The sequence below is a fragment of the Ruegeria sp. BB6 genome, assembly GCF_056539385.1.
Genome location: NZ_JBQFUW010000003.1, coordinates 175681 through 189016 on the forward strand (window position 1 = coordinate 175681; position 13336 = coordinate 189016).

The window sequence follows — 13336 nt, forward strand, 5'->3', positions numbered from 1 at the left end:
GCGCGCGCTGCGTTAGACGGCCTGAAGTTCTTGAATGACGTTACGGGCGCCGCGCTCACCGGATTTGAACGCCTCGTCCGTCCACTGATAGCCCCATTCTCCGAACCGTCCGACATAGGTAATGCCAACCTCGTCCAGCCACTTGTGAACGATGGGCAGCACCTCTTCGCGATCAAGATCGAAGATGATGTTGGCGTGGGTAATCAGACGGGCATCCGTGTGCAGAATCTTTTCGTCCTTGGCGATCAGGCCGATCTTGACGAGGTCATCGATCACCGGCTGGATCAGTTCTTCGGGCGTGACGTCCAGCGGTCTGTATTTATGTGAATAGTAGCATTCCGCCTGAATAGAGCCACATCCCGGCGGGCAGGTCTGGGTCGACATCTTGTGCGGGAAGCTCAACCGGGTAAAGACGATGTCCTCGTCATAAATATATGTCCAGGTTGCAGGCGTGAAATCATCGCGCGCCAGCCCGATATTCACAGTTACACAGGTGGTACAGGCCAGTTTTGCCGCCGCATCCAGAACATGCTGGGGCGCACCTTTGACCATGGGGATCAGATCAGGCAGCGGGATGGATGAAATCAACTTGCCATATTGTTCGGTCACGCCGTTTTCAAAACGGACAGTTTTTGCAACGGGATCAATGGCAACAACCTTGTGATCCAGATGCAGGTCGGTCTTTTTCATGAACGGCTTGAGATAGGAAATGAATCCACCTTCGGTCGGGTAGCGGAAGTCGGTGATATAGTGCACATCCGGCGTTTCCGCGAAAACCGCGCCGCGGATCACCTCTTCCATCGACGGGCGGTACAAACGCGGCCCCATCCAAACCGTGCTCATCTGATCGGCGTCGACGGTATGGTATTTCTTGCCATAAACTGCCGGGAAATGGGTGGCGAACGTCTCACCAAAGACGGAAATCAGCCATTCCAGATAATTGGCGGGTTTTTCCACCACGTCCTGCTTTGAGGCTTCGATAAAGTCCAAAATACACTGGGTTTTCAGCTCATCCGGCAGGTTGTGCAGGTTCGCCTGAGCCGGATGTTTGACCCATGCGCCGTGGTAATAATTGTTCACGTAAGCCTGCAGTTTCTCAAACTTGCCATCCACATTGCTTGAGAACAGCTCTTGAATGCGGGGGTCTTTCGAGAACGAGATATGCGGACCGTCGTCAAAGATGAAACCGCTGTCATGGGCGAAGGTCGCGGTATGACCACCGGGGAACGGGTTCTTGTCATACATTCTGCTCGAAACGCCCTGAGCATGCAGATGATGCGCCGCGCCGAGTCCGGCCATGCCGGAGCCAAGGATAACTATGTTCTCGTTACTCATATCAGGTTTCTTTCACAATTTCGCGGCGCCACCATGCGATGGTATCCGCAACTCCGTTTTCCAAATTATACTTCGGGGACCAGCCCAGTTCACGACTCAGGCGCGTGTTGTCGGCCTCGACCAAAGGCGGATCACCCGCCCGGGCTTCGCGTGCGCCCAAGCGAACCAAATCTTCGGCACCGATCTGTCGGGCGATCTCGGTTATCAGGTCGGCCAGCGGGATCGCGGTGCCGCTGCCGATATTCAGCGGGCCTTCCAGATCGCTGCCCAGCAGATCAACCAGTGCGCGGGCAACATCGTCAACATGCAGGAAGTCCCGTTTCTGACGGCCATGCGTGCACAGGGCTTCGCGCCCTTCCAGCAGCGAAACAATCACATCCGCCGCAAGCCGCTTTGGGCTTTCGCCCGGCCCGTACAGGAAGAACGGCCGCGCCCATGCTCCAGATAGCCCCAGCGCAGCACACATCCGGTCAAACGCAACCGAAAGGCCAGCCTTGGCCGCTCCGTATTCCGTTGCCGGAACCAGCGGTGTCACACCTTCGCGCAGTTTGACGGGCGCGCTCCAGTCATACTCCATGCACGAGCCGCAAAACACGACGCGCTGTCCCCCGGCCTCGGCGAACGAGAACAGCAAATCAATCGAATGCTGTATCCAGCGGAAGTTTTCCAGCGACTGCTGGTTGCCCGGCCCCATATACCACGCCAAAGCCAGCAAATGGCTGGGCTGCTGGCGCTGCAACAAGTCCCCGACTGCAGCGGTATCCGCCATGTCGATCTTTACCCATTCCACATCGCCATCCATTGGCGGGGGCGGATCGGTTCGATAGGTCGCGATAACCCTGTACCCTGCGTCAGCAAGGTTTCGCACACAGGCCCGACCGATAAAGCCAGAGGCACCAGTGACCAGCACTTTTGAATTTTGGGCCTTCAAATTCATCTGGGTTCAAGCTCCGGTCACAGAATCTGTGGGCTGTTACGTTTCAAGCAAAGGCCAGGATGCATCCTTTTCGGAAACAATCACGGCAGAAATGGGCCATTGTATCCCAAGCGCGGGATCATCGTATCGAATCCCCCCCTCCACTCCGGGTGTGTAGAATTCACTGGCCGAATAGAACGCCTGCGCACCGTCCGTCAGTGCAAGATAGCCATGCGCAAACATCTCTGGCACATACAGAGCGCGACGGTTCTGCGCGGACAGCTCAATTCCGAAATGCTGGCGATAGGTCGGGCTGCCCGGTCTCAGGTCCACAATCACGTCGTAAATCGCACCCGAGATACAGCGCATGAACTTGGCCTCAGCCGCAGGCGCTTGCTGGTAATGCAACCCACGGATCGTTCCCTTTTTCTCATTGAATGAAAGGTTTACCTGCGCAATCGTCGGTTTGAGGCCATGCCGCTCGAATTCTTCAGCGCAAAAGGCGCGGGCAAAAAAGCCGCGATCGTCCGAGATTTCCTGAAGGTCAATTACGAACGCGCCCTGCAAAGGCGTTTCAGTAAAAATCATAAACCACCCGCCTGTTCCAACGGCCACCAAATATCCATCGGCCCGCATCCTGAAACCAGGCAAGGATCCCAAGTAAAACTGACCCTTGAAGAAAGCCCGTACAGCGAACCGGACGCAAAAATCTAATCAGACAACGCATATTATTTCCATAGTTTTTGAACGGGGCAGCCGATATCGTTCCGGCAACGCTCAAATCCCGGTCACTGGCTTTGATCATTCGATCAAGGGGAAGGTTTTGAGGAAAAATTCTTTGAATAGGCGATCATCTGATTGTGAAATAGATTCGATCTGGAATTCTTTAAAAGGAATACGCGTTTGACCAGCCCATCCCAGCCCGCAGAAACGCCCAGAGAGGTCTTGATTTTTTCCCAGCGGAGCTTGAACGACAACGTTTCACGTTGTTCCGGGTTCGAGTTTGAAGACGTCATAGCCGAAATCGAGAATGCCGAGGTACTGGCCCCAAAACACGTCAGGGAGCGCCGCTTTCCGATTAACCCCAAGAGATGGCTGTCCAAACGCACCGATCTTTTCAGGTACTGGCCGTCCGGCGTACAAAAAACCAATCTGGATCGCGACTACGATGTGTTTTTCTGCGATGCCCAGAAACCAGAGGAGCTTTTGGCGCTTGATGCCGTGCCAAATTGGCGGGAACGGTGCCGTCTTGCCGTATGCGTTCTCGAGGAAGTTTGGACGAAAGAGCTGGACCTCCACGCACCGCTCATCACGTCACTGGCGCAGTTTGACCTGATATGCTGCGCGTTTGCCGAAACCTGCGATGAGCTTCAGCGCAGGACGGGCAAGCCGGTCATTCACTTGCCGGGCGCGGCGGACATGGTTCGATTTGTTCCCGAATCTTTGACCGCCGACAGACCAGTGGACGTCTACTATATGGGGCGCAGACGCCCTGAATTGCATGACAGATTGCTGCAAAGGATCAAGGAACGCGCTGGTTTCTACCTGTATGACTCCGCGACCAAGCCTCCGATCACGGCTCAACATGCCGTGCATCGGGATTTGCTGGCGAACTTGGTTCAACACGCCAAGCTGTTCATGGTGGATATCGCCAAGATTGGGCACGCGGATCAGGTCAAAGGAAATATCGCGTGGGGGCCGCGCCACGTCGAGGGCATCGCAGGCGGTGCCGCCCAGGTTGGGTACGCGCCCAAAACGGACGACTATGTTCAATATTTCGACTGGCCGGAATCGGTGGTTCGATTGCCAGAGGACCCGGACGCCGCCATTGAGAAGATCGTAGCCCTTCTTGACGACAGCGCCGAACTGGATCGAATGCGCAAGGTTAACTTGGCTGGCGCTTTGCGCAAACACGACTGGTTGCACCGGTGGGCTCAAATTCTGAGCCATCTGCAACTCCCCGAGACTCAGGCGATGGTCAATCGGCGTCAGCGTCTTGCCGAAATCGAAGCTGGTTTGCTGGCCGGTGCAGGCGCACAACCTGATTTGGCAACAGTCGCTTCCGCGACCTGACACACAGGCCACCGCCCTAGAGTATTATCTGCGATAAGGTGGAAAATCGCGGGGCGGCAAGTTGCACTCTACAACCCCCTCTGACCAGCTAAGAATAAACTGGTACGCGCTCAAAACCATAACATGCCGCCCACATGAAGATGATGACATTGTGGCAAAACTGTGTCCACGATTCTTGCGGAAACGGATTGTTGCCAATTTGGAAACGCTTATTTTTCAGAGTCCTACTTTGAAAACGTGGTACCATCCAAACGGTCGATTCGCAGAATGAATCCATTCGTGAATTACTGTTGCCATTCAGAAAACAGTTAGCGTCACCAAGGGGCTTGAACACGCAGCACGGGTGAAAGGTGTTCGCCTATTCACCGGTCATATACTTGTCTACCAATGCCTTTGTCCCTCGGATATTGCCTGCGCTGGAGGCCCCGAACACGATTGATTCAACGCCTGGAAGTTCTGAAATCCAGTGGATTGCTTCATCGGCCGGGATCGCTCCTGACGCGTAAACCGACATGGCAACGGCACGCAAACGGCCGGATTTCAGCGCATCCAGATAGGCATCAAACCCTCCGGACATCCGAAAACCGATCTTGTTGATATTGGAACAGATTATCGGGCGCTCGATACCCTGCCCCTCAAGAACGTCCAGAAGCATAGGCATATTCATCGTGATATAGGCGGGTTCCGCGCCGTATTTCTCTTGTATGTGATCGTGGAAGATGCGGAACGCCCGGTGGAATCCCATGCCCATCAACAAATCGGCAAAAACATTCTGAATAAAGATGACCGGGGTTTTCGTGCCCGCGAACATCTTCATTTCCATGTCGATCATCACCTTCGCGATGCCGTCCACTTCTTTCGAGGCCAATGCCTTTGTCCCTGCAAGCGCAGTCGTCAACAGCCCGTCATTGGGGATAAAGCTTCTGACGGCCCCCAACATTCCATGCTCGGTCACGGCATTCGCGTATTTATGCGCGTAGGGCATGCACGGGTAAAACTGAAAGTCGCCATAGCGCTCGGGATTCGCGCGCACACGATCGGCCACGTTTGCAATACGATCATGCGTCGTGCACATGAACGTACGGATCCCTTCGTCATAGGCTACATCCAGAACGTCCATGATTGCGTCTGTCCGCTGAAAGCGCATGGCCTGCGCCCGAGCCTTTTCTTCGGACATGTGGTTGATACCGAAGAACTGATTATCGCCGAAAAGCAACTTGTCCACGTCTTGCACTCCTTAACGACGAAACCATCCGCGCCGTTTCGCGGGTGCGGGCTGTGTGACTGTTGGGGCTTCACCCGTGGGCGTACCGGTATCGGCATTGGCAAGAATCATCGACATGGTCTTGTCCGTCTCGGTGGCAGACGCAAAATCATTCTCAACCGGAGCTGACTTGCCTTGGGCCACCGCAGTGATGAAATCATCAAGCTGGGCCGAATACTCCTCGCCACGCAGATAGAACCACGCGTCTTCTGTCAGTTCCGTTGTGTATTTGACATTCCAGCCTTCGGTATAGCCCGGCAGAGCGGGATCAGCACTGCGCAGATAAACCTGGCACTCCTGCCGGTCTGCAAACAGGCGCCCTTTGGTTCCGATCATCGTGATCTTGGTAGACATTTTGCGATGACTTTCGTCAGACCAGTTGACCGAAAGCTGCGCCGTCGGACCATTGTCCCAGCGCAAAGTCGACATCACCTGATCATCCGTGCCTTCGGAAAAAATCTGGGTCAGCACTGATCCCGATACCTGCGACGGAGCGCCGAAATACCAGTTCAACAGGTTCAAGGGATGGGCCGCGTAGTCGTACAAGCATCCACCACCCTCGGCCTTGTCCGTACGCCAGGTCGTGCGCTTGGGGCGCAGAACCACGGGGCCATATGCCTCGGCCTGAACGTGCGCGATAGTGCCCAGCGCTCCTGAGTCCAGGATCTTTTTCACCTCTTGGAAAGCGCCAACATATCGGTAGTGATAGCCGACTTGGTTAACGACGCCTTTTTCTTTGGCGATCCGCGCAAGGCGCTCTCCGTCCTGCCAGTCCAGGCAAAACGGCTTTTCGCAAAAGACATGCAAGCCTTTGTCCAGGGCAGACGTCACCATAGGGGCATGCAGACGGGACGGCGTCGCGATCACGACCGCATCCAAGTCCTGAGTGGCGAGCATCTCGGCGTAGTCACTGTGAATGGTCACGTCGGTGTTCTTGGTCAGCACATCACGAATGAACCGAGCACCATCACAAGCCACCGTATTGGCCAACGGATGCATATTGACCATCGCGAAATGCGACAATCCCATCTTCCCGAGGCCGACCACGGCAATGTTGATTTTGTCCGTCATCTTCCGGCGCACCCCAAACTCGTTAAGAAAAACACAGTATGTTACCGCGAGGGTAGCACAAACGCAGAGAATTACAGTATTTTACACTACTAAACGAGTTTCAAAGTGTCATGCAGAGTTGTTTTCGGTCCCACGCCTCTCGGGGTGCCTATTTCTACTACACAAGTCTGCCGTTCGCAGACCATGCAGGACCGGCTGCCAATCAAAGTCGTGAATTTTCAGGCTCTGCTAACCTGTACGGTACTTCGCCCCTCGAAGTCAGCCAACGCACAACCCCAGAGCGGCCTTCGCCACTTTGTCCTCTGCCAATCCAGTTGCCGCGGAAACGACGACCTAAATTTAGAAACAATACAAAGATTTTTTCTCACTATGTATCTATTTAAGAAACACAAGAGAGCAGAATCACCCACAGATGCCGACTGAAAATCTACCACCAGTTTCTCGCGCGGTAATTTGTTAAACGTCGCGAAATGTGCCGAGCCTGCAGAAATCGGTTTCGTCACTCGTGCCCCCGTTAGTTGTGAAACGTCTTAGCTCCGTCGGCGAATTCATACAATTCCTGGGGTTATCAAATGCTCAAAAAGTCCAAAATCTTCTCATCGAGATTTCGAGGCGGCGCTCATGGCTGCCAAATCAATCATCGCCACGGGCTTGGTTTGCAACGCGGTTACGCTGCTAGACGGTATTTTTGGCAACAAAGTGAAGCTGCTTCAGCGTTCGTATAGGTCATTCTTTGCCAATATGCAGACTAGGGCAGAAGATTTGTCGGCTCATAGCCAAAATGTTCGATTTCACGATGGAACACACGTCTGATGATATCACTTGCCTCATTGCTAATCTTTGCCGTAAAACTTGGTCAGGTCGCTGGTTCTTCCGGGTCGCTGTTCCGACTTCATACGGGTATTTCCAATATCGAAAAACGGAATCCTATCGGCTGCGGCAAGTTCAAAGAGTTGCTCGCGCAGTTGAGAATATTCCAGCACGATGTCGACTGCGATTTGCCCATTTGCCGAGTAAAGGCCAAAGTCACTGAAGTGTCCCAAACGCGGGCCAGACACAAAATTGAAGAACTGTTCCTCAACGGTTTTACCGGGAAATGTACCGCGCCGTTTCGTGAGCCAAAAAAAAGCGGACACGGCTTTGTCCCACGGGTTTCGTTCAACGCAAAATCTGAAATACCCTTGCGTGTCATCAGAGAAGTATGTGTCGATAGTCGAAACAGGTAAGTGTGGATTTCGCGGACGGACATCTTCTATGCGCGTTCGTAACTGCCGTGCAAAAGAACGCGCCAAGCGGTTCGCCCGCTTGTCATGCTCTTTTAACGGAGACAACCAGTCATTCCGCGCTAAAAGCGGTGCCAGAGCAACTTCGATTGAAGTACCTGCGGTTTTCCTTGTTTTGATGAAACAGAAACGAAACGAATGAGATACTATCATTTAGGCCCGTTTAAATTCGCCCCTTTGTTTCGACATGAATGACAGAATACACTCTCTTTGAACAGCTCTTCTAGTCGGTGATGTACACCATCTTTCATAGGTGCGCTTTTTTCGCGCCGTCGGCATCTTCGGACAATCGCAAGGTCCCTTTGAAAGCCCCGCTCCTTCCCGTTCAAGTACCAGGTACCGCCCTTTTTTCCCGCTTTCGGTTTCTATGTCGTAGTGCACGATCAGGTATCCATTGTTGACCGAAAATCCGACGTCCTCCTCAAATACGCCCGGCAACTCGACGGTAATGTGATAGGCTTTGTCATCAGTCGACGCAGCACTGGCCGATTTCAACCAATCTGCCATTCTGTACCCAAAGTTGTGCAGCGAGTCTTACCGGGGATCGAGTAGCGAGGGCCAGCGGCTATCCTCAGAATGTATCTCGATCAGAACCTTCAGCGTTATAGCGATCCACTAGGCACACATCAGTTTATGCTGCAGCGCTTCCGTATTGATTCCGGCCGCCCGCAAATCGCGTAGTACGGTCTACTCGATCTTAGTTAAACATGTTCTTTCATGTAAAAAAGTGGTGAGCCGTGCAGGATTCGAACCTGCGACCCACTGATTAAAAGTCAGTTGCTCTACCAACTGAGCTAACGGCCCACTCTTTTGTTTGGATCTTTTCGATCCGTGGCGCTCTCTAAGGCATTTCCCCAACCGGGTTCAAGACCTTTTTTGCACCTCGTTTCGCCAGCAATTTCTTGCGTTTCGGCGTCCCGATAGGCGGCCTAATTAGGCAGGTGGCGCGGGGGGGTCAACCCCTTTTTTGAGGAATCTGCACCGCAGGGTGGATTCCCGTCTTGCGCAGCGTTATATGCCCGCCATGCAACAGAATCTGCACACCGGGTTGCCCTTCATGAAAATGCACGGGCTGGGCAATGACTTTGTCGTTGTGGACGCACGCGCGCATTCCGCCGAAATTTCCCCCTCACTGGCAAAAGGAATCGGCCACCGTCAGTTCGGTGTTGGGTTTGACCAATTGGCCGTCATCGAAAACGGCGAATCGGACGCGCATCTGGTGTTCTACAATGCGGATGGGTCGACCTCGGCGGCTTGCGGCAATGCTACGCGCTGCATTGCGCGGTTTCTGATGCAGGAAACCGGAAAATCCGCCCTGACCCTGACAACCGAGCGTGGGACGCTCTATGCGCAAGATGCAGGTGATGGCCTGACGTCGGTCAATATGGGACATCCTCAAACCGATTGGCGCGACATACCATTGGCCGAGGATGTCGACACGCTGGAACTGCCAATCGAAGGCGGGCCAACGGCCACGGGCATGGGCAATCCGCACTGCACATTCTTTGTCGAGGACGCCGAAGCCATTCCTCTGACCGAATTCGGCGCGCGCTACGAATATCACCCGCTCTACCCCGAACGCACCAACGTGCAAGTGGCACAGGTGATCGGTACAGATCGCATCCGTATGCGAGTTTGGGAGCGGGGCGTAGGCATCACTCTGGCCTCAGGTTCGTCATCCTGCGCCACGGCGGTGGCCGCCGCACGGCGCGGCCTGACAGGGCGCAAAGTTCAGATTGAACTCGATGGCGGTACGATCTGGATCGACTGGCGCGAGGACGGTGTCTGGATGACCGGTCCGACCTGCCACGTGTTCTCGGGCACCCTGACGCCCGAGTTCCTAAGGACGCTTGGATGAGCGCGCCCAAATTCACCACCTTGGGCTGTCGCCTGAACGCCTATGAGACCGAGGCGATGAAGGAACTGTCGCAGCAGGCAGGGCTAAGCAATGCCGTCGTGGTGAATACCTGCGCCGTAACCGCAGAGGCCGTTCGTAAAGCCCGACAGGAAATCCGAAAGCTGCGCCGGGAAAACCCCGATGCGCGCTTGATCGTGACCGGCTGCGCCGCCCAGACCGAACCCGAAACCTTCGCCCGGATGGATGAGGTCGACGCGGTCATCGGCAACACCGAAAAAATGCAGCCCGACACCTGGAAAGGCATGGCCGCCGACTTCATCGGCCAGACCGAGGCGGTGCAGGTTGATGACATCATGTCCGTGACCGAGACCGCTGGCCACCTGATTGACGGCTTCGGCACCCGCTCTCGCGCCTATGTGCAGGTTCAGAACGGCTGCGATCACCGCTGCACGTTCTGCATCATTCCCTACGGCCGCGGCAACTCGCGCAGCGTCCCTGCGGGCGTGGTGGTGGACCAGATCAAGCGGCTAGTGGACCGGGGCTACAATGAGGTGGTGCTGACCGGCGTAGACCTCACCTCATGGGGCGCCGACCTGCCAGCACAGCCCAAACTGGGCGATCTGGTGATGCGTATCCTGAAACTGGTGCCAGACCTACCGCGCCTGCGGATCAGCTCCATCGACTCGATCGAGGTGGACGAGAACCTGATGCAGGCCATCGCGACCGAGCCACGCCTGATGCCGCACCTGCACCTGTCGTTGCAACATGGCGACGACCTGATCCTGAAACGCATGAAACGCCGCCACCTGCGCGACGACGCCATCCGTTTCACCGAAGAGGCCCGCAAGCTGCGCCCCGACATGACCTTTGGGGCAGACATCATCGCAGGCTTCCCCACCGAATCTGACGCCCATTTTGAAAACTCGCTGAAACTGGTCACGGATTGCGACTTAACCTGGCTGCACGTCTTCCCCTATTCCAAACGCGAAGGCACCCCGGCAGCCCGCATTCCGCAACAAATCAACGGCAACATCATCAAAGCCCGCGCCGCCCGCCTGCGCGCCGCCGGAGAAGCTCAGGTCGCCAATCATCTGGCTGCCCAACTGGGTAAAACCCATCACATCCTGATGGAAAACCCCACCATGGGCCGGACTGAACAATTCACCGAAGTCACTTTCGCCACCCCCCAAATCGAAGGCCAGATCGTCACCGCCACGATCACGGATCACACCGACAGCCAACTCAAAGCCTGATCCGCGCTTCATCTGGCCAAAAATATCCCGGGGATGAATTGGCCGCAGGCCAAGAAGGGGCTGGCCCCTTCACCGCGCCCTCAACAAAAACCCCCGCTACCGGATGGCGCGGGGGTTCAAATTTTTTAGCTGTCGAAAACCTTAGACGGTCTTCTTACCTTTCACACCGGCCCACAAGCGCTTGTTGACCAGATACAGAAGCACCGACAGAACTGACAGGAACAACACGCCGACAAAGCCGGAATATTTGCGCTCCATCATTTTCGGCTCAGCCGTCCACATCAGGAACGCAGCAATATCTTCCGACATGGCTTCAACCGTGGCCGGGTGACCATCGGCAAACTCCACCTGATCCTCGGCAAGCGGCGGTGCCATCGAGATCCATCCACCCGGGAAGGCTTTGTTCTCATAAAGGACTGTACCAGCTTCTTCCTTTTCCTCACCGGTATAACCATCCAGCAACGAGGCGATGTATTCCGCACCGCCCATACCTTTGAACAGCTGGTTGATGCCCAGACCATAAGGGCCGTGGAACCCGGCGCGCGCCTTTGCCATCAGGCTCAGGTCAGGCGCGCCGACGCCGTTGTTCTCCGGGAAGTGGTCGGTCGGGATCGCCGGGCGAAAATCATCCAGCTCGGGATCGAACACTTCAAAGTTGGACGCAGAATACGCGATCACTTCGTCTTCCGAGTATCCCAGCGCTTCGAGATCACGCAGAGGTACATATTTCAGACCGTGGCAAGCCGCGCAGACCTCGGTGTAGATCTGAAGACCGCGCTGCAACTGGTTCTTGTCCCAGGTGCCGAACGGACCTTCAAACGAAAAGTGGAAATCCTCGATATGCTGCTCGCCGCCGCCTGCCGCGAAAGACGCAGCAGGGGTAAGGGCGATGGCAAACGCGGCACCGATTGCAAGTTTCTTGAACATGTTTCCGGTCCCTCTTCTTACTCGGCCGGCGTGGCGTCGGCGTCAGCCTTGCCATAATGCGCGTTGAAGTCTTCTTCGATCGTCTCCGGCTGGGCATCGGGTTTTTCGATGACACCCAGGATCGGCAGGATCACGAAGAAATAGGCGAACCAGTAGGCGGACGCGATCAGCGAGAAGGTCGCATAGGGCTCCTCGGCGGGCATCGCACCCAGCCACATCAGGGCAAAGAAGTCGATGATCAGCAGGTAGAACCACCATTTGAACATCGGACGGTATTTGCCCGAACGCACGGTCGAAGTGTCCAGCCACGGGGCCAGCGCCATCGCCAGGATCGCACCGAACATCGCCAGAACACCAAAGAACTTGGCGTCGATGATGCCACCAGTGATGAAGCTGGCGAACTGCACAACCCAGACCTCGCCGGTGAAGGCACGCAGGATCGCGTAGAACGGCAGGAAGTACCATTCAGGCACGATGTGAGCAGGCGTGACCAGCGGGTTGGCCTCGATATAGTTATCGGGGTGGCCCAGATAGTTCGGCATAAAGCCTACAACCGCCCAGAACACGACCAGAATGACAGCCAGCGCGAACAGGTCCTTGATCACGAAGTACGGCCAGAACGGAAGCGTATCTTTCTCGGCCTCGGCTTTTGACCCGCGGCGCACTTCAACACCCGTGGGGTTGTTGTTGCCAGTGGTGTGGAAAGCCCAGATATGCACGATCACCAGCGCCGCAATCACGAACGGCAGCAGGTAGTGCAGCGAGAAGAAGCGGTTCAGCGTGGCGTTATCCACGGCGGGTCCGCCCAGCAGCCATGTCTGGATCGCATCACCCACAAACGGGATCGCACCAAACAGACCGGTGATCACGGTCGCGCCCCAGAAGGACATCTGACCCCAAGGCAGAACATAGCCCATGAAGGCGGTGCCCATCATCATCAGGTAGATCAGCATCCCGATGATCCACGTGATCTCACGCGGGGCTTTGTACGAGCCGTAGAACAGGCCACGGAAAATGTGGATGTAAACCGCAACAAAGAACAGCGACGCGCCGTTCATGTGCAGATAACGCAGCATATAGCCGCCATTCACGTTGCGCATGATGTGTTCAATGCTGGCAAAGGCCAGATCAACATGCGGGGTATAGTGCATCACCAGAACGATACCGGTGACGATTTGCAGCGCCAGGCAGAACGCCAGGACGATGCCCCAGATCCACCACCAGTTCAGGTTCTTGGGGGTGGGGATCATGATGGTGTCGTAAATCAGGCCGACGATGGGCAGGCGGCTGTTCAGCCACTTCTCGCCGTTTGTCTTCGGCTCGTAATGATCGTGGGGAATTCCGGACATCTGGGTC

The 13336-nt window shown here is 55.5% G+C and carries 12 protein-coding genes and 1 tRNA gene; 3 read left to right on the top strand and 10 right to left on the bottom strand.

From position 1 onward, the window contains the following. Positions 1 to 12: 12 nt before the first annotated feature. The 3 genes from ACR0B7_RS09500 to rfbC are packed head-to-tail and all read right to left on the bottom strand — an operon-like array spanning position 13 to position 2839. Positions 13 to 1335: an NAD(P)-binding protein gene (locus ACR0B7_RS09500; protein WP_170569857.1), complete on the bottom strand. Its 1323-nt coding sequence runs from the start codon at positions 1333 to 1335 to the stop codon at positions 13 to 15. A 1-nt stretch (position 1336) separates the two neighbouring features. Continuing rightward, the gene (locus ACR0B7_RS09505) at positions 1337 to 2272 is read right to left on the bottom strand and encodes an NAD-dependent epimerase/dehydratase family protein (protein WP_170483387.1); all 936 of its coding nucleotides are present in this window, start codon (positions 2270 to 2272) and stop codon (positions 1337 to 1339) included. Positions 2273 to 2308: 36 nt separating this feature from the next. Next, positions 2309 to 2839, bottom strand: a complete 531-nt coding sequence (gene rfbC, locus ACR0B7_RS09510) for a dTDP-4-dehydrorhamnose 3,5-epimerase (RefSeq protein WP_170576740.1) — start codon at positions 2837 to 2839, stop codon at positions 2309 to 2311. Between the two features lie 378 nt (positions 2840 to 3217). On the opposite strand from rfbC, the gene ACR0B7_RS09515 reads away from it, so the two are divergent. Further along, positions 3218 to 4324, top strand: a complete 1107-nt coding sequence (locus ACR0B7_RS09515) for a glycosyltransferase (protein ID WP_170483383.1) — start codon at positions 3218 to 3220, stop codon at positions 4322 to 4324. A gap of 358 nt (positions 4325 to 4682) precedes the next feature. Here the strand turns inward: ACR0B7_RS09515 and ACR0B7_RS09520 are convergent, their stop codons facing one another. The 5 genes from ACR0B7_RS09520 to ACR0B7_RS09540 form a co-directional block, all read right to left on the bottom strand. Beyond that, positions 4683 to 5549, bottom strand: a complete 867-nt coding sequence (locus ACR0B7_RS09520) for a hypothetical protein (protein ID WP_480681339.1) — start codon at positions 5547 to 5549, stop codon at positions 4683 to 4685. 12 nt (positions 5550 to 5561) lie between these two features. Then, positions 5562 to 6659 carry a Gfo/Idh/MocA family protein gene (locus ACR0B7_RS09525; RefSeq protein ID WP_170483381.1) on the bottom strand — a complete coding sequence of 366 codons (1098 nt, stop codon included), beginning with the start codon at positions 6657 to 6659 and terminating at the stop codon, positions 5562 to 5564. Positions 6660 to 7492: 833 nt separating this feature from the next. Beyond that, entirely contained in the window at positions 7493 to 7795 is a 303-nt protein-coding gene (locus ACR0B7_RS09530; protein WP_170569860.1) for a hypothetical protein, read from the bottom strand. A 300-nt stretch (positions 7796 to 8095) separates the two neighbouring features. Then, the gene (locus tag ACR0B7_RS09535) at positions 8096 to 8449 is read right to left on the bottom strand and encodes an Hsp20/alpha crystallin family protein (RefSeq protein ID WP_170483378.1); all 354 of its coding nucleotides are present in this window, start codon (positions 8447 to 8449) and stop codon (positions 8096 to 8098) included. Positions 8450 to 8670: 221 nt separating this feature from the next. Then, positions 8671 to 8746 (bottom strand) — tRNA-Lys (locus ACR0B7_RS09540). Between the two features lie 211 nt (positions 8747 to 8957). On the opposite strand from ACR0B7_RS09540, the gene dapF reads away from it, so the two are divergent. Together dapF and mtaB are read left to right on the top strand one after the other, a co-directional pair. Then, positions 8958 to 9800, top strand: coding sequence for a diaminopimelate epimerase (dapF, locus tag ACR0B7_RS09545; protein WP_170483376.1), 843 nt, complete (start codon positions 8958 to 8960; stop codon positions 9798 to 9800). Further along, on the top strand, positions 9797 to 11053 hold the full coding sequence (gene mtaB, locus ACR0B7_RS09550; protein WP_170483374.1) for a tRNA (N(6)-L-threonylcarbamoyladenosine(37)-C(2))-methylthiotransferase MtaB: 1257 nt from the start codon (positions 9797 to 9799) through the stop codon (positions 11051 to 11053). Before dapF ends, mtaB begins: the two co-directional genes overlap by 4 nt. A gap of 141 nt (positions 11054 to 11194) precedes the next feature. Here mtaB and ACR0B7_RS09555 read toward each other — a convergent pair whose 3' ends face one another. Both ACR0B7_RS09555 and petB read right to left on the bottom strand, forming a co-directional pair. Further along, entirely contained in the window at positions 11195 to 11980 is a 786-nt protein-coding gene (locus ACR0B7_RS09555) for a cytochrome c1 (protein WP_170387946.1), read from the bottom strand. A 17-nt stretch (positions 11981 to 11997) separates the two neighbouring features. Next, positions 11998 to 13329, bottom strand: coding sequence for a cytochrome b (gene petB / locus ACR0B7_RS09560; RefSeq protein WP_170387948.1), 1332 nt, complete (start codon positions 13327 to 13329; stop codon positions 11998 to 12000). Between the last annotated feature and the right edge of the window lie 7 nt (positions 13330 to 13336).

Coding starts and splice junctions, on each gene's coding strand:
- rfbC (WP_170576740.1), bottom strand. CDS start 2,839: ATGATTTTTACTGAAACGCCTTTGCAGGGCGCGTTCGTAATTGACCTT.
- ACR0B7_RS09500 (WP_170569857.1), bottom strand. CDS start 1,335: ATGAGTAACGAGAACATAGTTATCCTTGGCTCCGGCATGGCCGGACTC.
- ACR0B7_RS09525 (WP_170483381.1), bottom strand. CDS start 6,659: ATGACGGACAAAATCAACATTGCCGTGGTCGGCCTCGGGAAGATGGGA.
- ACR0B7_RS09535 (WP_170483378.1), bottom strand. CDS start 8,449: ATGGCAGATTGGTTGAAATCGGCCAGTGCTGCGTCGACTGATGACAAA.
- dapF (WP_170483376.1), top strand. CDS start 8,958: ATGCCCGCCATGCAACAGAATCTGCACACCGGGTTGCCCTTCATGAAA.
- petB (WP_170387948.1), bottom strand. CDS start 13,329: ATGTCCGGAATTCCCCACGATCATTACGAGCCGAAGACAAACGGCGAG.
- ACR0B7_RS09555 (WP_170387946.1), bottom strand. CDS start 11,980: ATGTTCAAGAAACTTGCAATCGGTGCCGCGTTTGCCATCGCCCTTACC.
- mtaB (WP_170483374.1), top strand. CDS start 9,797: ATGAGCGCGCCCAAATTCACCACCTTGGGCTGTCGCCTGAACGCCTAT.
- ACR0B7_RS09505 (WP_170483387.1), bottom strand. CDS start 2,272: ATGAATTTGAAGGCCCAAAATTCAAAAGTGCTGGTCACTGGTGCCTCT.